The organism is Zavarzinia sp. (assembly GCF_041650655.1).
Lineage (GTDB): Bacteria > Pseudomonadota > Alphaproteobacteria > Zavarziniales > Zavarziniaceae > Zavarzinia.
In genome coordinates, this window is the sequence record NZ_JBAZKR010000074.1 from 1 (window position 1) to 18,802 (window position 18,802).

The window sequence follows — 18,802 nt, forward strand, 5'->3', positions numbered from 1 at the left end:
CTCGGGATCGAAAAGCCGAAGGTCGCCGTGCTCTCCGCAGTCGAGACCGTGACCGACAAGATTCCTTCGACGGTCGATGCCGCCGCCCTCTCCAAGATGGCGGACCGGGGCCAGATCGTGGGCGGCGTGGTCGACGGCCCGCTCGCCTTCGACAATGCGATCTCGGCCGAGGCGGCCAAGACCAAGGGCATTCATTCGCCCGTCTCGGGGCAGCCGGACATCCTGCTCTGCCCCGATCTCGAATCCGGCAACATGGTGGCCAAGCAGCTCGGCTATCTGGCCGATGGCGAGGCGGCCGGCCTCGTGCTCGGCGCCCGGGTGCCGATCATGCTGACCAGCCGGGCAGACGGCCCGGCGGCGCGGGCGGCCTCGGCGGCGCTCGCCGTCCTGCGGGTGCGTTGTGCGGTGAAGAAGGAAGGTTGAGCGTATGACGGGTAGTCCTTCCGACGGCATCGTACTGGTGCTCAACGCCGGCTCTTCCAGTGTCAAGTTCCGCATCGCCGACATTCACGGCGCCCCGGTCTACCAGGGTTCGATTTCCGGCATCGGCTCGAAGCCCGTGCTCAAGGTGAAGGATGCCGAGGGCAATCCGGTAGCGGTCGAAATCCCGGCCGAGAAGATCGACGAGCACGAGGAGGCGCTCGACGTCGTCCTTCAGTTGATCGACGAGCATCTGCCGGGCCGCACGCTCCTCGGCGCCGGGCACCGGGTGGTGCACGGCGGCCTCGCCTTCGCGGAATCGGTGGTGGTGGACGACAAGGTGATCGAGACGCTCGAGTCCTTCGTGCCGCTGGCGCCCCTGCACCAGCCGCATAATCTGGCTGCGGTCGAGGCCCTGGTCCGCCTCCGCCCCGATCTGCACCAGGTGGTCTGCTTCGACACCGCCTTCCACATCGGGCAGAGCCGGGTCGCCCGCCTGTTCGGCCTGCCGCGCCATCTGATCGACGAGGGCGTGTTCCGCTACGGCTTCCACGGCCTGTCCTATCAGGCGATCGCGGAGCGGATGCCGCCGATCATGGGCGACAAGGCCGACGGCCGGGTGATGGTCGCCCATCTCGGCAACGGCTGCAGCATGTGCGCCATGGTCGAGCGCCGCTCGGTCGCCACCACCATGGGCTTCACGGCGCTGGACGGGCTCGTCATGGGCACCCGGTCGGGCACCATCGATCCCGGCGTGGTGCTCTATCTCCTGGAGGAGAAGGGCTATACCACCCGCCGCATCGCCGACATGCTCTACCGCGAGTCCGGCCTGCTCGGCGTCTCGGGCCTCTCGAACGACATGCGCGACCTGCTCGCCTCCGACCTGCCCTCGGCCAAGGAGGCGGTCGATCTTTTCGTGCATCGGATCCTGCGCGAGATCGGCTCGCTGATGATGGTCTCGGGCGGGCTCGACGCCGTGGTCTTCACGGCCGGGATCGGCGAGAATGCGGCGCCGGTCCGCGCCATGGTGATCGAGGGGCTGGGTTTCCTCGGCGCCAAGCTGGATCCGGCGGCGAATGCGGCGGACGGGCCTTGCATCACGGCACCCGACAGCGCCATCGCCTGCTACGTCATTCCGACCGACGAAGAATCGGTCATCGTGCGCGACACGCTCCGCCTGCTCACCTGAGCGGAGCCCCGAAGGGTCGCACCGGCGCAGCAAAGGCCGCCCCGGGCCGTTCATGGTCCGGGTCCCGGCGGCTGGACGATGACCATGACGGGGCAGGTACGGCCCGAAGCGGTGCGCTTCGGTCTCGGCCCACGGCCAAGCGAAGCAGATTGATCTCGCCGAAATGAAGGCCCGGGCGCAGCGCGCGGTGGAGACCAAGCGGCCGTTCGGTGAACGGCTGGCGCCTTTCTGGTCGAACCCTTTCTCCGTTTCCGCGAGCCGGCCGATTATCGTCGCCCTGACAGGGGCCTTCGGCGGCGCCCTGCCGGATGTGATCAAGGCTTGGAGACCCGGCACCGTTGCCTGGCGAATCTCCTGGTGGAGGAGCACCGAATCGGCCCCGTTCAGATGGGCCGGTTGCACCGGGCGGCGGGGCCGGCTGCCCGAGATGGCCACCCGTCGTTGCTCGTCGGTACAGGGCAGGGGCCATTCGTCCGCCATAGGCGTCGCGGTGGAAAGGCCGGAATCGAGCGGAAATTGGGTCCGTTTCAGCTTTATGACAAAATTTGCTGCATTGCAATATGGAGCGATTGCTGGAGAATAGCGTTGATTATTGCAGTCAGGTTATTCTCCTTTACGCATGGTCTCGATCCGAACGCTCGATGCGGCAGAAGCCTGGGCCGCGATACCCGCACTGGCCGACCTGCTGGTCGAAGCCGTGGATGCGGGGGCGTCCGTATCGTTCATGGCACCGATGGAATTCGGCGATGCCATGGCCTTCTGGACCGAGATCGCGGGTAGTGTCGCGGCCGGGCGGCGCATCCTGGTGGTGGCGGAGCAGCACAACCGCCTGGTCGGGACCGTCTATCTCGACCTGATCCCCAATCCGAACCAATGCCACCGGGCCGAGATCGCCATGCTGATCGTCGCCCTCGAGGTGCGCCGCCACGGCGTCGGCAAGCGCCTGATGGTGGCGGCAGAGGCGGCGGCGGCGGCGGCCGGGCGCAGCCTGCTGACCCTGGGCACGCGGGCGGGGGACAAGGGCGAGCGGCTTTATCGTTCCATGGGCTGGGTCGAATTCGGTCGGGTGCCGCGTTATGCCCGTTCCTCCAGTGGCAAGTTCGAGGATACGGTGTTCTTCTACAAGGAACTGACCGGGGCCAAGGATCTCGCCGCCGAATGAGTTTCACCCATCCGAATGCGCATCTGATCGGCCAGGCGGGCGGCCGGCGGGCGCTGGCGACGCCGGCCCTGGTGCTGGACCTTCCCGTCTTCGAAGCCAATATCGCCGCCATGGCGCGTCTCGCCAAGGCCGCCGGCCTGGCGCTTCGCCCTCACGCCAAGACCCATAAGTGCCGCGCCATCGCGGAACGCCAGCTCGCGGCCGGTGCCGTCGGCCTCTGCGTCGCCAAGACGGGCGAGGCGGAGGCGCTGGCGGGTACGCCGGGCCTGCGCAGCCTGCTGGTCACCTCGCCGGTGATCGGGCCATCGGCGCCCGCCCGCCTCGCCGCCGTCGCCCGCCGGGTCGAGGAATTGCTGGTCGTCGTCGATTCGCCGGCCGGTGCCGAGGCGCTGTCGACCGCGGCCGTGGCCGAAGGGGTGCGCATCGGCGCCGTGGTGGACATCGATCCGGGCATCCACCGGACCGGCTGCGCCGGGCCGGATGCCGCGGTCGACTTGGCCAAGACAGTGGCCCAGATGCCCGGCCTCTGGTTCGCCGGGCTGCAATGCTATGCCGGCCACGTCCAGCATATCGAAGACTACGAGACCCGCGGCCAGATCGCCGCCATGGCGCTGGCCGACATGGCCGAGGCGCGCGATCGCCTGCAGGCGATCGGCCTGGCCCCCGGCCTGCTGACCGGCGGCGGCACCGGGACTTTCGCTCAGGAAGCCGGCCTCGGCGTGCTGACCGAGCTTCAGGCCGGCTCCTATGTCTTCATGGATGTCGAATATGACGCCGTGCAGCTCGAATCCGCGCACGGCCGGCCGTTCCGCCCGGCGCTCTTCGTCGACGCCCGGGTGATCAGCGCCAACACGGCCGATTTCGTGACCATCGACGCCGGCTTCAAGGCCTTCGCGACCGACGGGCCGAAGCCGCGCCTCGCCGCCGGCGGGCCGGAAGGCACCGAATTCGCCTTCATGGGCGACGAGCACGGCGCCTTGTTCGCCCCCCTGCCGCTCGGCACCCAGGTGACCCTCGAAGTGCCGCACTGCGACCCGACCGTGAACCTCTACGACGTCATCCATGTCGTCGAGGGCGACCGGCTGGTCACCCTCTGGCCGATCGAAGGGCGCGGGCGGAGCGCCTGATCCCGCCTCAGGGCTTGGCAAGTCTCAGGGTTTGGGCTGGCGGGCCTCGAAGGCGGCCACGATCTTGCGGGCGAGGGGGATGTATTTCTCGTCGAAGTGATGGCTGCCCGGGGTTTCCAGTTTCTCGATCGCGGCCAGCGTCGGGTGGGTGCAGGCGGTGTCTGCCTTCTCCTCGGCGCCATAGACGCAGAGCACGCGCTCGGCCGGCATGGTGGCGATCGCCGGCACCGTGTCGAAATCGCCGGTCTCGACCCCGACCCAGCCGGCCACGCTGACGTGGAAGCCGGTGGTCCGCTCAGGCGCCAACAGGGCGACCAGGCGGATCCGATCCGCGAGGTCGGGCGACAGCTTGTCCCAGGCGAAGGGGAAGACGTCGGCGCCGAAGGAATAGCCGATGATCAGCACCGGCAATTTGCCCGAAGGATCGGCCGTGGCCACGATGCCGGCCAGGTCCTTGGCGATCTGGTCGGGCTTGCGGTCGGACCAGAAGCTCTTCAGCGTGTCGACGCCGACGACGTGATAATGCTGCTGGCTGCTCAGCCATTCGCCGATCGTCTTGTCGAGGTCGCGCCAGCCGCCGTCACCCGAATAGACCACGGCGACGGCTGTGGCGTCGCCGCCCTTGGCGGGCAGGTCGACGATGCTGGGCGGATCGTCCGCGAAGGCAGGGGCGACGGCGAAGAGGCAGAGGGTGAGCGAGAGCAACAGGCGCTTCATTTCCGGATGATCTCCAGGCGGCCGCCGGCCACCAGCGCCGCCACGTCGACGAGAACCTGGGGCAGGATTGCGGCCCCGCCACGGCAGGCCAGATACTGCGGCTGCCAGACCGGCGAGAATTTCTCCTTGAAGGCGCGAAGTCCTTCGAAGGGATAGAATTTCTCGCCGTGGCGGAACACCAGGCCGCCGACCCGGTTCCAGATCGGCGCGAAACGCCGCGTGACCAGGCCGGAGAGCGGGGCGGCCCCCAGGTTGAACCAGCGATAGCCCTGGCCCTTGGCCCACAGCATGACGCGGACGAAGAGGGCGTCCATCAGGATCTTGGAAACGCCCGCCTCGTAGCGCATCAGGTCGACCGCGATCTCCTCCTTGCCGGCGCCCTGCCAGAGATTGGCGAAGGCGACGATGCGACCGTCCTTCTTCATCACGGCGACGTCGAATTCGGCGATATAGGTGGGCGAGAAGGAGCCCAGCGAGAAGCTCTTCTCCCTGGCGTTCTTGCTCTGCATCCAGGCGTCCGAAATCCGCGCCAGATCGTCCAGGATGGCCGGCACCTCGGCCTTGGGCACGACCTCGAAACTCAGCCCCTCCTTGGTCGCGCGCCGGTCGACATAGCGCATCTCCTGCCGGGCCGGCCCTTCCAGGCCGAATTCGGTCAGCCGGACCCGCGCCACTTCGCCGATCTTGTGCAGCGACAGGCCGAGATCGATGTAGAGCGGCAGGCGCTCCGGGCTTACCGAATAGAAGACGACGCGGCCGGCGTTCCGGTCCGACAGTTCGCGGAAGCGCCACACCAGTTCGGCGGCATCGGCGCCGTCGCCGACGGGATCGCCCAGGGCGATCCAGCTCCGCCCGCTGATCCCATACATCAGGAAGGCCTTGCCCGCCTCGGTCGTGAGGAAGCGCTTGTCGCCGAGCAGGGCGAGCGCCGCCGAGGCCTGGGGGGCTGCCGCGACCAAACGGCGGATCTCGTCAGGGATCTCGGCGGGGACGATGCCGGGCGGCCGGCGCGGCCGGTTGATCACGCTGTCGATGGTGAGCAGGGCGATCACCATGCCGACGAAGAACAGCCCGCGCAGATAGCGCGAGGCATTGCCCTTCAGGGCGAAATCCCACCACAGCTCGTTCGAATATTGGACGTGGCGGTAGAAGAAGAAGCCGAGCCAGGTGGTCAACGCGATGAAGGAAACCATGAGCGCCAGCCAGCCGAAACTGGGCCTGAGGTCCGACAGCCGGCCCGCCCGGTAGAAGGCGTCATGGAACAGGGCGAGCACGGCGGCGAAGGTCGCCAAGATCGTCGCCTCTTCCCAGTCCAGGCCCTTGAAGAGGGAAAAGGCGGCACCGGCCAGCAGCAGCACCATGGCCGCGCTCCAGGCCGGCGCCAGGCGGGCGACCAGGCCGCGCGCGATCACCAGGAGCAACACACCGACCACGCTGGCCGCCATATGCGAGGCTTCGACGAAGGGCAGGGGCACGAAATCGGTCAGATATTCGATGCGGAGGCCGTTGTGCGGCAGGCTGATCGAGATGAGCAGGACGATGCCGCCGAGGAAGACGAGGCCGCCCGCGACCGGCGGCACGAAGGCCTGCATGACCCGGCTGAGCGACTGGCCGGCGGCACGGATCGGCCCGCGCCGGCGCGCGATCTCGACCCCTGCCAGGGCGAGGGCGGCGATCACCAGCGGCAGCACGTAATAGATCACCCGGTAGAGGATCAGGGCGCCGACCACATGGGGCGTCGCCGAAAGACCGAGGCCGGACAGGATGGTTGCCTCGAAGACGCCGATGCCGCCCGGCGTATGGGCGACGATGCCGAGCGTCAGGGCCGCGGCATAGACGACGGCGAATGTACCGATGCTGGGCACATCCGCCTGGGGCAGCAGGACATAGAGAGCAGCCCCCGCGGCCAGGAAATCGACCGTGCCGGCGACGAGCTGGGCCACTACCGTGCGCCGGTCCGGCATCGGAAGCGACCAGCCGAACAGATTGACCACCCGGTCGCCGGTCGAGACCCAGGCGGTGAAGCCCAGCACGACGGCAAGCAGGCCGAGGCCGATCAGCCGCGCCCCCTCGGCCCCGATGTGGAGACTGTGGGCGACGCCGTGCGGCTCGATCGCCAGGAAGAAGCCGACCACGAGGCCGCTGCCGAGCCAGAAGGTGACCCAGGCGAGCGTGACGACCCGGCTGATGTCGGCCACGTTGAGGCCGGAGGCGGAATAGAGCCGGTAACGGACCGAGCCGCCGGTCATGATCGGAAAGCCGAGTGCATTGGAGACGGCATAGCCGGCCGCCCCGGCGAAGGCCGCGGTCCGGAACGACACCGCCCCCTGAACCGAACTCCTGACCGCCAGCACGTCATAGGCGGCGAGCGCCATGAAGGAGATCGCGGTAAAGCCGACCGAGAGCAGGAGGTGGCTGGTCGGGGTCGCCAGCATGGCCTGCTTCACCTCGTGCAGGCTGATTTCCTGCGCCATGCGATGCAGGACATAGAGGGCGACTGCAAGAACGGCGACGCCCAGCACGGGACCGGCGAAGCGGAGCCAGGCGCGGCTCCGCCCGGAAGGCGTGTCAGCGCTGCTGCTCGCGGGCATCGGCGATGTCCTCCATCAGCTCGAGCTGCACCTGCTGGATTTCGGTCAGGCGTTCCCATTGGCGCATCAGCAGGTGATCGAGCTTCTCGTGCAGGTGGCGGATCTCCAGTTCCGCCTTCAGGTTGATGCGATAGTCGTTTTCCGACCGGGCGCGATCCTTCGCCTCCTGGCGGCGCTGGCTCATCATGATCACGGGTGCCTGGAAGGCGGCCACGGTGGACAGCAGCAGATTGAGCAGGATGAAGGGATAGGGGTCGAACTGCTCGGCCGTGGCCACGACCACGTTGAAGGCCATCCAGACGACGAGCACGACGCAGAACGACAGGATGAAGCCCCAGCTTCCGCCAAAGGCCGCCACGCGGTCGGCCACCCGGTCGCCGAAGCTCCGCTGCTCGTTCAGGCTCTCTTCGATGTTGCGGCTCAGGGTCTCGTTCTGGGCCACGCTGTCGATCACGCTGCGGTCGAGGGCGGTGAGTTCGCCCCGCTCGTTCAGCAGCAGATTCTCGATATAGCGGCGCCGGTAGCGGGCCAGTTCATCGACGCAGATGAAGCCGGTCCGCTGCCAGTCGGGATGCTCCATCTCGATGTCGGCGACGAGCTGGGGGCGGACCCATTGGCAGGCAACCAGGCGCACTTCGTCCTGGCGCCGGCCGCAGATGCCGCAATGTTCCTGGGCGATCGACGATTCTGTCATGGTTCGTGAATGGTCCGGGGGGGCGGCGCCGGTTCCTCGGTCCGCCGGAAGGCGAGGCCGTTCGGCGATAGGCGATAACCGAGCGCATCCGACGTGACAAGGCCCAAATCGGCGAGTTTCCGGAGCCGCTGACGCAGCAGGTCGCGGTCCGCGCCGCCGCCCTCGGCCAAGCGGGCGAGGCTCGCCGGCTGTTCGGACAACAGGGCGAGACTGGCCCGGGTCCAGGCCTCCCCCGCGGCGCGGTCGTGGCGGTCGAGCCGGCGGCGGAGAGCGGCGGCGGCCTCGGGCGCCAGTTCGCCGGCCGGTACGGCACCGGCGGCCGGGCGGAGGACGGCGCGGTAGAGCGTGGGGCCGGCTGGTCCGAAGGAGGCGATCAGGGCGTCGAGGGTGACGAAACCGGCCGCCTCGGCGTCGGCGGCGCTCAGGTCCTCAGGCGCCACGGTCGCGACCGCTCCGACCTCGATCGGCCCCGCGGCCGTCTTCAGTCGCTGGCCCGGGGTGAAGGCCGGCGTGTGCCAGCGGCGAAACACCAGGGCTTCCCGCCCCCCTGCGAGCCGGTCCAGGATCTTCTGCTTGAGTAACATGGCGATCTGCCTCCCGCTTCCGTCATAGCAGATCGCGCACTTTCTGCACCCCGGGTTGAAGCAAGGCGCCGGCACGGCTAGTCTCCCGGCCTGCCGCTGTGCCCGTTCGAGGAATTCCCTTGCGTTATCTCTCCACCCGGGGCGCCGCCCCCGTGCTCGATTTCGAAGCCGTGATGCTGGCCGGGCTCGCCCGCGACGGCGGCCTCTACGTGCCGGCCGAGTGGCCCGACCTGACGCGCCGGCTGAAGGATTTCCGCGGCCTCTCCTATCAGGCACTGGCCTTCGAGATGCTCTCGCCCTTCGTCGGCTCGAGCCTTTCGCCTGCCGTGCTGGGCGATGCCATCGACGGCGCCTATGCCAGTTTCGGGCACAAGGCGGTCTGCCCGCTCGTTCAGCTCGGCCCCAATGATTTCCTGCTCGAACTGTTCCATGGCCCGACGCTCGCCTTCAAGGACGTCGCCATGCAGCTCCTCGGCCGGCTGTTCAATGCCGTGCTGACCCGCCGGGGCGAGCAGGTGACCGTGCTGGGCGCTACCTCCGGCGATACCGGCTCGGCCGCGATCGAGGCCCTGAAGGGCATGGGCTCGGTCCGTGTCGTCATGCTGCACCCGAAGGGTCGGGTTTCCGAAGTGCAGCGCCGGCAGATGACTACGGTGCTCGATCCCAATATCCACAATATCGCGATCGAAGGCACTTTCGACGACTGCCAAGCCCTGGTGAAGGCCCTGTTCAACCGCCACGACTTCCGCGACCGGGCCAGGCTCTCGGCGGTCAATTCGATCAATTGGGCGCGCATCGTCGCCCAGACGGTCTATTACGTCTATGCCGGCTTGGCGCTGGGGGCGCCCGACCGGGCGGTCTCCTTCAGCGTGCCGACCGGCAATTTCGGCGATGTCTACGCCGGCTATGTCGCGAGCCGCATGGGCCTGCCGGTCGAACGCCTGGTGGTCGCGACCAATAGGAACGACATCCTGGCCCGCGCCCTCAATGCCGGCGACTATTCGACCGGCACGGTGCAGCCGACCATCAGCCCCTCGATGGACATCCAGGTCTCCAGCAATTTCGAACGCCTGCTGTTCGACCTCTATGGCCGCGACGGTGCTGTGACGGCGGCCGCCATGGCCGGTTTCCAGGCGACCGGCAAGCTCGGCCTTGGCGCCAATCTCCTGGCCGAGGCGCGCCGCCTGTTCGCCGCGGTCGCGATCGACGAGGATCTGACCCGCGAGACGATCGCCAAGACCCGGCGCGAAACGGGCCTCGTCGTCGATCCCCATTCGGCGGTCGGCCTCGCCGGGGCGGCGGCGGCGCGGGGCGATGCCGCGGTGCCGATGGTCACCCTGGCGACCGCGCATCCGGCCAAGTTCCCGGCCGCGGTCGAAGCCGCTTGCGGTGTTTCGCCCGCCCTGCCGCCCAGAATGGCCGACCTCTATCAGCGCGATGAGAGATATGCTGTTCTGCCCAATGACGCCGACGCCCTGCAGTCCCATATTTCGGCGATCATCGGTTGAGGTCGACGAACTTCATGAAGGTTGAAACCAGCACCCTCGAGAATGGCCTCGGCATCGTCACGGTGCCGATGGAGGGCTTGGGCTCGGCCGCCGTCGGCGTCTGGGTCGACGTCGGGGCACGGCACGAGAGCCTGGCGCTGAACGGCGTCTCGCATATGCTCGAACATATGGCCTTCAAGGGCACGGAGCGGCGCAGCGCCCGCGCCATCGCCGAGGAGATCGAGGCGGTGGGCGGCCATCTGAACGCCTTCACCAGCCGCGAGCAGACCGCCTATTACGCCCGCGTCCTGAAGGACGATGTCGAGCTGGGCGCCGATATCCTGGCCGACATCCTGACCCGTTCGACCTTCCTGCCCGAAGAGCTGGAGCGCGAACGCCAGGTCATCATTCAGGAGATCGGCCAAGCCCAGGACACGCCCGACGACCTGATCTTCGACATGCTGCAGGAGGCGACCTATCCCGACCAGCCGATAGGCCGGCCGATCCTCGGCAGTGCCGACAATGTGGCCCGGCTGACCCGGGGCGAGATCGCCGGCTATATGGCCGATCATTACCGCGCCCCGGCCATGGCCCTGGTCGCGGCCGGCGCGGTCGACCATGCCCAGATCTGTGCCCTGGCCGAAAAGCATTTCGCCGGCCTCGGCCCGCGCGGCGAGACCCTGGCGCCGGCCGCCCGTTTCGTTGCCGGCGACATTCGCGACGACCGCGACCTCGAACAGGTCCACCTGGCCATGGCCTTCCCCGGCGTCGCCTACGAGGACCCGGACTATTTCGCGGCCCAGGTCTATGCCACCGTGCTGGGCGGCGGCATGTCGTCCCGCCTGTTCCAGGAAATCCGCGAAGTGCGCGGCCTCGCCTATTCGGTCTTCGCCTATGCCGGGGCCTCGGTCGACAGCGGCACCATCGGTCTCTATGCCGGCACCAGCGAGGAGGATGCGGGCGCCCTCGTGCCCGTGATCGCCGACGAGATGGCAAAACTGGTCAAGGACGCCGGCGACGACGAAGTGGCGCGCGCCAAGGCGCAGCTCCGCGCCGGCTATCTGATGGGGCTGGAGAGCCCCTCCGCCGTGATCGAGACGGCCGGCCGCCAGTGGCTGGTGCACGGCAGGGTGATCCCGACCGAGGAAGTGCTGCGTGACCTCGCCGCCGTCGATACCGCCGCCGTCCGCCGCTTCGCCGACCGCGTCATGCGCACCCGGCCGGCGGTCGCCGCCCTCGGCCCGCACCGGGGCATCGAAAGCCCGGCCGGGATCGCGGCCCGTTTCGGCTGAGGAGCGCGCTATGTCGCTGATCCGCTCCCTGCGCCTCGATCCCCTGCCGGTGATCGTGACGCCGCGGGTGGAGCTGCGCCTGCCTCAGATGGGCGATTTCGAGGAATGGTCCGACCTCCGCGCCGACAGCCGCGAGTTCCTGACCCCCTGGGAGCCGATTTGGCCGGCCGACGACCTGACCCGCAACGCCTTCCGCCAGCGCCTGCGCCGCTATGCCCGCGAGGCAAGGGAAGATCTCGGTTACACGCTGTTCCTGTTCGGGCGCGGTGACGGTGCCCTGCTGGGCGGCATTTCGCTCTCCAACGTCCGGCGCGGCGTGACCCAGAGCTGCGCCCTCGGCTATTGGATGGGGCGCCGCCACGCGGGCCGCGGCCTGATGACGGAAGCGGTCCGCGGCGTGATCGTTCACGTCTTCGAAACCATGAGGCTGCATCGTATGGAGGCGGCCTGCCTGCCCTCGAACGAGGCGTCCAAGGCCGTGCTGCGCAAGGCCGGCTTTTCGGAAGAGGGGCTTGCGCGCAAATATCTGAGGATCAATGGCGAGTGGCGGGATCACCTGCTCTTCGCCATGCTCGCGAACGACCGGCGGCCGTAATCCTTCACGCCGCCCCTGGGAGACCGACTTGAGCAGCGATTTCGAACCCGGCGCCTATCAGCCGCCCGCCACGGACTCCCGGCTGCCGGCCTGGGCGCCGCGTGCCGTCCGCCTGGGAGCGGTCGGGTTGGCCGTGCTCCTCGCCGTCTCGGCGCTGGTGCTCTGGTATTATGTGTTCAACTTTGCCCTGATCGGGCTCGTCGTCCTGGTGCTGGTCGCCGGTGTCGGCGGCCTGATCGGCCTGCTGGCGACGCTGGTTCCCTTCGCCCCGGCGGGCGATCGCCGGCGGCTGCGCCTGCCGGTCGGGTTGCTGCTCGCCTTCGTCACCGTCTGGGGCCTGCACATCGGCGCCCTCGGGGACTCGCTGGCCCTGCGCGAGACTATGGCGGTCCTGGCCGACGCCAAGGATTCGGCCGACGCCCAGGCTAAGCTGAAGGCCCTCGCCGCCGACAACCGCTATGCCGCCTTCCACTATTTCCTGCTCCAGCGCACGGCCCAGACGCTCGACGCGGTGAAGGGCCAGTTCGACCAGGTGCCGACCGGCCAAGTCCCTTGGGACCTGAGTTTCGATCCCGCCGACAAGCAGGCCCTCCAGGCCCTGCGCAGCAAGCTGCTCGATATCGACGTGATCCTGAGCGGCATTCCCGATCGTGTCGCCGCCGCCTTCAAGAAGGAGCGGGAGGATATCCAGACCGCGGCCGACAGGCTCGAACTGTCGCGCCAGTTCCGCGCCTCGATGGAGGCCAAGATGAGCCAGCGGCAGACCGAATATGTCGCCTTCTATGTCGCCTTCGCCGGCGTCACCCGCAAGGCGGCCAGTGATTTCGGCAAGGTGATCGATGCGCTGCTGGCCGGAAAGGCGACCAAGGGCGCCGACGGCAAATTCGTCTATGGCGACGACAAGACCAAGGCGGCGGTCGAGGCGGCCCTGGCCGAACTGGCGAGGACCAAGCAGGCCCTGGCCAAATTCCCCGAAGTCGCCAAGGCTCTGGAACAGCGTTACATCGTCGTCGGGCGCTGAAGCTCAGGCCCTGCCGGCCGCACCGGAGAGATGGGCGACGTCGAAGCCCATCTTGGCGATGGCCCGGCCCCACTTGCTGTCGAGATCGGGCGAGAACAGCAACTCGTCGTCCGCCTCGACATGGAGCCAGCCGTTCGCCTGAATCTCGGCATCGAGTTGGCCCGGGCCCCAGCCGGCATAGCCGAGGGCGAAGAGCACCCGGCGCGGCCCCTGGCCGGCGGCGATCGCGCGCAGAATGTCGATCGTGGCGGTGAGTGCGACATGGCCGCCCACTTCGAGGGTGGTCGGCTGGTTGTAGTCGTCGCTGTGCAGGACGAAGCCGCGCCCGGCTTCGACCGGCCCGCCGGAGAGCACACGAATGCGCTCGACATTCGTTCCCGCCGTCTCGATGCCGAGCTGGCCCAGGAGATCGGGGAAGGTGATGTGATCGGCCGGCTTGTTCACCACGAGGCCCATGGCCCCTTCGGCCGAATGGGCGCACAGGTAGATGACGGTCCGCTCGAAACGGGGATCGCCCATGGACGGCATGGCCACCAGGAGCTTGCCTTCGAGGCTGGCGGCATCGGGGGAGGTGCTGCTGCTCATGACACTAGATTGATCTGCGCCCGAAGCCGCGGCAAGGGGGCTTGAGGGCGAAAAAAGCCCCGCGACCGGGCAGGGTCGCGGGGCAGTCTGTGCAGGGTTGGCTACCTCGGGGTGCGAGGTGGCTGCAGGATGCCGGGACGCCGGGGCGGGCGCAGTGACGACGATCACATTAAATCGCGCGCCCCCCGGAAAGCGGCGATTGACGATGACGCCCCGTCGGGTACCCTTCCGGCCATGTCGACCGCCAGCCAACTCGCCAAGATCGCCTTGCTCCGTGGCATGTCCGAATCGGACTTGATCGACCTCGCGCGGGCCGCCCGATGGCACAAGTTCGACGAGGGCGAGATCATCTTCGACCGGCAGAGCGATTGCCGAGGCGTCTATCTCGTCGTCGAGGGCGAAGTCGACGTGGTCAATTATTCGAATCAAGGCCGCGAAATCGCCTATGCCCGCGTGAAGACGGGCGATTTCTTCGGCGAACTCTCGGCGATCGACGGCCTGCCGCGCTCCGCCAACATCGTGGCGCAGACGACCTGCCGCATCGCCGAAGTCTCGCGCGAGACTTTCTCGGAACTGCTGAAGTCCCAGCCCGAAATAGCCTTTCGCGTGCTCGAGAAACTGGTCCGCATCATTCGCACGGCGGATGAGCGCATCCTCGACCTCGCCACGCTGGGCGCCCACCAGCGCGTCTGCATCGAGCTTCTTCGCCTGGCGAAGCCCGACCCGGTGAAGCCGGACGGCTGGCTGGTCTATCCGATGCCGACCCAGGCGGAAATCGCCGCGCTGGCCTCGACCACGCGCGAGACGGTGGCCCGCGTCATGGGCCAGCTGGTCGAGGACGGCATGATCCGTAAGGTCCACAAGACCGTCTATATCGGCTCGCGCGAGAAACTCGCCGAACTGGCCCAGCGCCTCAACCCGCGGCGCGAGGATACGCCCGCCCGCTGACCGATCGCCGCTGATCAGCCCCGAAGATAGCGCGCTTCGAGATGGGCCTTGAAGGCGGCGGTGCCGAGCGGCACGCCGGTCGCCCTGGTCAGGATCTCGTCCGTGGTCAGGCTCGAGCCCATCTCATGGACGTGGGGACGCAGCCAAGCCAGCAAGGGCCGGAAGTCGCCCTGGGCGATGCCCGGCAGGATGCCTGAATCGGCGGCGACGGCGGCCTGGAAGAGCTGCGCGGCGGCGAGCGCCCCCATCGTATAGGTCGGGAAATAGCCGAAGCTGCCGCCCGGCCAATGGATGTCCTGCATACATCCATCGGCATCGTCGGGCGGCGTGATGCCCAGCAGTTCCTGCATACCCTGGTTCCAGGCCGCGGGCAGATCGGCGACCTTCAGCGCGCCGTCGATCATCGCCCGCTCCAGGCGGTAACGCAGGATGACATGGCTCGGATAGCAGACCTCGTCGGCGTCGACGCGAATGAGGCCGGGTGCCACCCGGTGATAGATGCGGCGGAGGTTGGCGGCGGAATAGGCTTCGCCCTCGCGGCCGAAAGTCTCGCGCACCAGGGGGGCCAGGAAATCGATGAATTCCGGTGTCCGGCAGGCCTGCATCTCGAACAGCAGCGACTGGCTCTCGTGCATTGTCATGCCGCGCGCCTGGCCGACCGGCTGGCCCCGCCAGCGCAGCGGCAGGCCGCGCTCGTATTGGGCATGGCCGGTCTCGTGGATCACGCCCATCAGCGAGCGGGTGAAATCGCTGGTCGCATAGCGCGTGGTGATGCGGACATCGTCCGGCACGCCGCCGGTGAAGGGATGGTGGCTGACGTCGAGCCTGCCGTGGGCGCGGTCGAACTGCAGGACGTCCAGGATCTTGTCCGCCAGGGCACGCTGGGCCTCGATCGCGAAGGGGCCGTCCTGGGGCAGGGCGGGCGGCAGCGCCGCCTGGGTGTCGATCACCCGGGCGCGCAGTTCGGGCAGGAAGGCTTCGAGTTCGGTGAACAGGGCGTCGATTCGGGCCGAGCGGCCGCCCGGCTCGTATTCGTCGAGCAGGGCATCGTAGAGCGACAGGCCAAAGGCCTCCGCCTTGGCAACCGCCGCCTCGCGCACGAGATCGAGCAGGGATTGAAGGCGGGGTGCCAGGCTCTTGAAATCATTGGCGGCACGGGCGCTGCGCCAGGTCAGCTCGGTGTCGTGGCTCTGGCGCGCCAGGGCTTCGACCAGGGCCGGCGGCACGGCGGTCGCGTGGCGCCAGAGGCGGCGCATCTCCGCGAGATTGGCGGCCTGCCAGGGATCCAGGTCGACGGTCTCGGCCGCGGCCAGCAGGTCGCCGATGTCGGCCGCGGTGATCAGTTCGTGGGCGATGACCGAGAGCGCGGCGATCTGCTCGCCCCGGGTTTCGGCCCCGCCCGGCGGCATCATCGCCGCCGAATCCCAATGCAATACCGCGAGCGCACCCTGGACGGCGGAGAGACGGCGGAAGCGGTCTTCCAACTGGCCGTAGGCATTGCTCGCGGTCATGGCTCAACCCTTTTGTGCGGGTTCGGGACGGTAGTGGTAGAGGAAATAGATGGTGCCGACGGCGACCGCGAGCACGAACCAGGTGATGGCATATTGCAGGTGGTCGTTCCGGATGTTCAGCACGCTCTGCCCGCCCTTGGGCAGGCCGCCCGGGTTGGGGCTGGCGTCCGCCTCGACGAAGAGGGGCAGGGCGTCCGGTGCATGGGCGGCCTGGGCCATGGCGGCGAGGTCGCCCCAGAACCAGATGTTCTTGGCCGGCACGTTGTCGGGCACGAAATAGCCCTGGGGCCAGCCCGGGCGGGCCATGCCGGTCACCGTGACGGTGCCGCTCACCTGGCCTTCGGGACGGGTCGTGGGGTCGGCCTTCTCGGTCGGCACCCAGCCGCGGTTGACCAGCACCGTGGTACCGTCGGCCCGCACCAGGGGGGTGACGATCTGATAGCCGAGCTCGGCATCGGCGGTATAGGCGACGATGTGGATCTCGTCCGCGTGGCGGAACTGGCCGGTCGCCGAAACGGTGCGGTAACGCCAGGCCTCCGGGTCGTCGATCTTGGCCGGCAGTTCCGTGGCGGGTAGGGCGCGGCTGGCGTCCAGCTTGGCGATCAGGGCTTCCTTCTGGGCCAGGCGCTGCAACTGCCAGACGCCGAGGCCGAGGAAGAGGCCGACCACCAGGACGGAAACGACGGTCGGCCAGAGAGTCGGGCGGAAACGCCGCCGCCCGGCGGAAATGCTGGTCATGGGGAACCCCCTCACCAGCCGAGCTTGCGATATTGCTGGTGAATCAACGCCGTCTTGATCCGGCGGAGCATATAGATGGACCCGATCAGGATGATCGGCAACCAGATGATCAGATGGACCCACATCGGCGGCTCGTATTTCAGTTCGAGCCAGAGGGCGCCACCGGTGACGATGGCACCCAGGATCAGGATCACGAAGACGGCAGGGCCGTCACCCGTGTCGATCGCCGAATAGTCGAGACCACAGGAGGGGCACTTGTCCCGCAGTGCCAGGAGCCCCTTGAACAGGGGTCCCTGGCCGCAGCGGGGACAGCGGGCTTTTGCCAACGGCCCTACTCAGTGATGGGCCACGGCGGCGCCCGCCGAGCCCCAGACGTAGATCGCGGCGAAGAGGAACAGCCACACCACGTCGACGAAGTGCCAGTACCAGGCCGCCGCCTCGAAGCCGAAATGGGCCTTAGGGGTGAACTGGCCGTTCAGGGCGCGGATCAGGCAGACGAGCAGGAAGATCGTGCCGATGATCACGTGGAAGCCGTGGAAGCCGGTCGCCATGAAGAAGGAGCCGGCATAGAAATTGGCACCCGCCTCGTTACCGCCGAAGGAGAAGGCGGCATGGGCATATTCATAGGCCTGCACCGAGGAGAAGAAGAGGCCGAGGATGACGGTCAGGGTCAGGCCCTGGACCAAGCCCTTGCGGTCGTTCTCGATCAGGGCGTGGTGTGCCCAGGTCACCGTGGTGCCGGAGAGCAGCAGGATCACGGTATTCATGAAGGGCAAGTGCCAGGGATCGAAGGCTTCGATGCCCTTGGGCGGCCAGACATGGCCCATCGCCTCGGTCGGGAACAGGGCGCCGTAGAAATAGGCCCAGAACCAGGCGACGAAGAACATCACTTCGGAGGCGATGAACAGGATCATGCCGTAGCGCAGACCCAGTTTCACGACCGGCGTGTGCTCGTGCTTGTGCACCGACTCGTCCACCACGTCGCGCCACCAGGCGAGCATGGTGTAGAGCACGCCGGCGAGACCGACCAGGAACAGGGTCGACTTCGTCGGCACGAAGGCCAGGAAGGCGGTCGGATGCATCCAGTGCACGGCGCCGAGCGCCATGACCAGGGCGGAGAAGGCACCGACGAAGGGCCACGGGCTCGGGCTGAGCAGGTGGTAGTCGTGCTTAGGGGTATCAACAGATGCCATGGGCGTGCCCTCGAACGATTCCTCGGTCAATTGGTTGGGGTTCCGGGTGCAGCGGCGGCGGCGGCCTTGGCCTCGTCGTCCTGCGCCCGGAAGAAGGTGTAGGAAAGGGTGATGGTCTTCACCTCGTCCATGTTGTGGTCCTGGACCACGGCTGGATCGATGTAGAAGAGCACGGGCATGTCGACCGACTGGCCCGGCTGCAGCGTCTGTTCGTCGAAGCAGAAGCACTGCACCTTGACGAAATATTCGCCGGACTTCACCGGCGTCACGTTGAAGGTGGCGCGGCCGGTGACCGGCCGGGCGGCGTTGTTCACCGCCTTGTAGAAGATCACCTTCTGCTCGCCCGCCTTGATCGTGACGGAGGCCTGCTCGGGCTTGAACTGCCAAGGCAGGTCGGACGCCATGTTGGAATCGAAGCGGATGGTGAATTCGCGGTTCAGCACCGGCACGCTCGCCTGCGTCCCCCCGGTGTCGGCGCGCTTGGTCGCCCCGCCGAAGCCGGTCGCCTCGCAGAACAGATAGTAGAGCGGCACCGAGGCATAGGTCAGCCCGATCATGCCGAAGAAGACTCCGGCCAGGATCAGGGCGGTGCGCCCGTGGCGCGGCGGCCTGTAGTCCGGGTCCGCGCTCATCCGCCGTTCACCTTCACCATGCTGACCACGAAGATCAGCACGACCCAGGCCGCCAAGGCGAGGCCCAGGGCCAGGTTGCGGCTGCGCCGGCGGCGATGCATGTCCGATTCGGTCAAGGCCATCTCCGGGCTCACAGCGACGTCACCACACGCTCGACCAGAAGGAGCGCGAAGAGCAGGAACAGATAGAGGATCGAGAAGCCGAAGAGCTGCATCGCCGCCTTGTTGGTGCGGACAACGAAGAGGCGGACGGCGAGGCCGAGGAAGGCAGCGCCCAAAACCGCGGCGAAGGCGCCGTAAACCGGCCCGGCGAAGCC

19 protein-coding genes and 1 pseudogene are annotated in these 18,802 nt (G+C 67.8%); 9 read left to right on the forward strand and 11 right to left on the reverse strand.

Going from position 1 to position 18,802, the window contains the following annotated elements:
* The 4 genes from WC493_RS15960 to WC493_RS15975 all read left to right on the forward strand — a co-directional run.
* A partial coding sequence (locus WC493_RS15960) for a phosphate acyltransferase (protein ID WP_373066523.1) occupies window positions 1-423 on the forward strand: 423 nt, incomplete at its 5' end.
* Between the two features lie 4 nt (window positions 424-427).
* A complete protein-coding gene (locus tag WC493_RS15965) occupies window positions 428-1,609 on the forward strand; it encodes an acetate/propionate family kinase (RefSeq protein WP_373066524.1) in 1,182 nt (393 codons plus the stop codon).
* A gap of 619 nt (window positions 1,610-2,228) precedes the next feature.
* A complete protein-coding gene (locus WC493_RS15970; protein WP_373066525.1) occupies window positions 2,229-2,771 on the forward strand; it encodes an N-acetyltransferase family protein in 543 nt (180 codons plus the stop codon).
* Window positions 2,768-3,898, forward strand: coding sequence for a DSD1 family PLP-dependent enzyme (locus WC493_RS15975; protein ID WP_373066526.1), 1,131 nt, complete (start codon window positions 2,768-2,770; stop codon window positions 3,896-3,898). Before WC493_RS15970 ends, WC493_RS15975 begins: the two co-directional genes overlap by 4 nt.
* A 24-nt stretch (window positions 3,899-3,922) precedes the next feature.
* On the opposite strand, the gene WC493_RS15980 is transcribed toward WC493_RS15975, so the two are convergent.
* Genes WC493_RS15980 through WC493_RS15995 form a run of 4 tightly spaced genes read right to left on the reverse strand, consistent with a single transcriptional unit; the run spans window position 3,923 to window position 8,484 of the window.
* A complete protein-coding gene (locus tag WC493_RS15980; RefSeq protein WP_373066527.1) occupies window positions 3,923-4,615 on the reverse strand; it encodes an AcvB/VirJ family lysyl-phosphatidylglycerol hydrolase in 693 nt (230 codons plus the stop codon).
* Window positions 4,612-7,206: a bifunctional lysylphosphatidylglycerol flippase/synthetase MprF gene (gene mprF / locus WC493_RS15985; RefSeq protein ID WP_373066528.1), complete on the reverse strand. Its 2,595-nt coding sequence runs from the start codon at window positions 7,204-7,206 to the stop codon at window positions 4,612-4,614. The genes WC493_RS15980 and mprF overlap by 4 nt, the downstream gene beginning before the upstream one ends.
* Entirely contained in the window at window positions 7,184-7,900 is a 717-nt protein-coding gene (locus WC493_RS15990) for a DUF1003 domain-containing protein (RefSeq protein WP_373066529.1), read from the reverse strand. Before WC493_RS15990 ends, mprF begins: the two co-directional genes overlap by 23 nt.
* On the reverse strand, window positions 7,897-8,484 hold the full coding sequence (locus WC493_RS15995) for a hypothetical protein (protein WP_373066530.1): 588 nt from the start codon (window positions 8,482-8,484) through the stop codon (window positions 7,897-7,899). Before WC493_RS15995 ends, WC493_RS15990 begins: the two co-directional genes overlap by 4 nt.
* A 119-nt stretch (window positions 8,485-8,603) precedes the next feature.
* Here WC493_RS15995 and thrC point away from each other — a divergent pair, with 119 nt between their 5' ends.
* Genes thrC through WC493_RS16015 form a run of 4 tightly spaced genes read left to right on the forward strand, consistent with a single transcriptional unit; the run spans window position 8,604 to window position 12,879 of the window.
* On the forward strand, window positions 8,604-9,992 hold the full coding sequence (thrC, locus tag WC493_RS16000; protein ID WP_373066531.1) for a threonine synthase: 1,389 nt from the start codon (window positions 8,604-8,606) through the stop codon (window positions 9,990-9,992).
* Between the two features lie 14 nt (window positions 9,993-10,006).
* Complete coding sequence (locus WC493_RS16005) at window positions 10,007-11,263, forward strand: M16 family metallopeptidase (protein WP_373066532.1); 1,257 nt, start codon at window positions 10,007-10,009, stop codon at window positions 11,261-11,263.
* Window positions 11,264-11,273: 10 nt separating this feature from the next.
* Window positions 11,274-11,858 carry a GNAT family N-acetyltransferase gene (locus WC493_RS16010; RefSeq protein ID WP_373066533.1) on the forward strand — a complete coding sequence of 195 codons (585 nt, stop codon included), beginning with the start codon at window positions 11,274-11,276 and terminating at the stop codon, window positions 11,856-11,858.
* Window positions 11,859-11,886: 28 nt separating this feature from the next.
* Window positions 11,887-12,879, forward strand: a complete 993-nt coding sequence (locus tag WC493_RS16015) for a hypothetical protein (RefSeq protein WP_373066534.1) — start codon at window positions 11,887-11,889, stop codon at window positions 12,877-12,879.
* Between the two features lie 3 nt (window positions 12,880-12,882).
* Here the strand turns inward: WC493_RS16015 and WC493_RS16020 are convergent, their stop codons facing one another.
* Window positions 12,883-13,464, reverse strand: coding sequence for a YqgE/AlgH family protein (locus tag WC493_RS16020; RefSeq protein WP_373066535.1), 582 nt, complete (start codon window positions 13,462-13,464; stop codon window positions 12,883-12,885).
* 234 nt (window positions 13,465-13,698) lie between these two features.
* Between WC493_RS16020 and WC493_RS16025 the strand changes: the two genes are divergently transcribed.
* Window positions 13,699-14,412 (forward strand): Crp/Fnr family transcriptional regulator, encoded by a 714-nt coding sequence (locus WC493_RS16025; protein ID WP_373066536.1) that lies wholly within the window; start codon window positions 13,699-13,701, stop codon window positions 14,410-14,412.
* A gap of 14 nt (window positions 14,413-14,426) precedes the next feature.
* Here the strand turns inward: WC493_RS16025 and WC493_RS16030 are convergent, their stop codons facing one another.
* The 6 genes and pseudogenes from WC493_RS16030 to WC493_RS16055 all read right to left on the reverse strand — a co-directional run.
* Window positions 14,427-15,923 (reverse strand): carboxypeptidase M32, encoded by a 1,497-nt coding sequence (locus WC493_RS16030; protein WP_373066537.1) that lies wholly within the window; start codon window positions 15,921-15,923, stop codon window positions 14,427-14,429.
* Window positions 15,924-15,926: 3 nt separating this feature from the next.
* Complete coding sequence (locus WC493_RS16035) at window positions 15,927-16,661, reverse strand: SURF1 family protein (protein WP_373066538.1); 735 nt, start codon at window positions 16,659-16,661, stop codon at window positions 15,927-15,929.
* An 11-nt stretch (window positions 16,662-16,672) separates the two neighbouring features.
* Window positions 16,673-16,987 carry a DUF983 domain-containing protein gene (locus WC493_RS16040; RefSeq protein ID WP_373066539.1) on the reverse strand — a complete coding sequence of 105 codons (315 nt, stop codon included), beginning with the start codon at window positions 16,985-16,987 and terminating at the stop codon, window positions 16,673-16,675.
* A gap of 9 nt (window positions 16,988-16,996) precedes the next feature.
* Entirely contained in the window at window positions 16,997-17,854 is an 858-nt protein-coding gene (locus WC493_RS16045) for a cytochrome c oxidase subunit 3 (RefSeq protein WP_373066540.1), read from the reverse strand.
* A 26-nt stretch (window positions 17,855-17,880) separates the two neighbouring features.
* Entirely contained in the window at window positions 17,881-18,486 is a 606-nt protein-coding gene (locus tag WC493_RS16050) for a cytochrome c oxidase assembly protein (RefSeq protein WP_373066541.1), read from the reverse strand.
* Window positions 18,487-18,616: 130 nt separating this feature from the next.
* A pseudogene (locus WC493_RS16055) lies at window positions 18,617-18,802 on the reverse strand (protoheme IX farnesyltransferase); the annotation flags it as partial.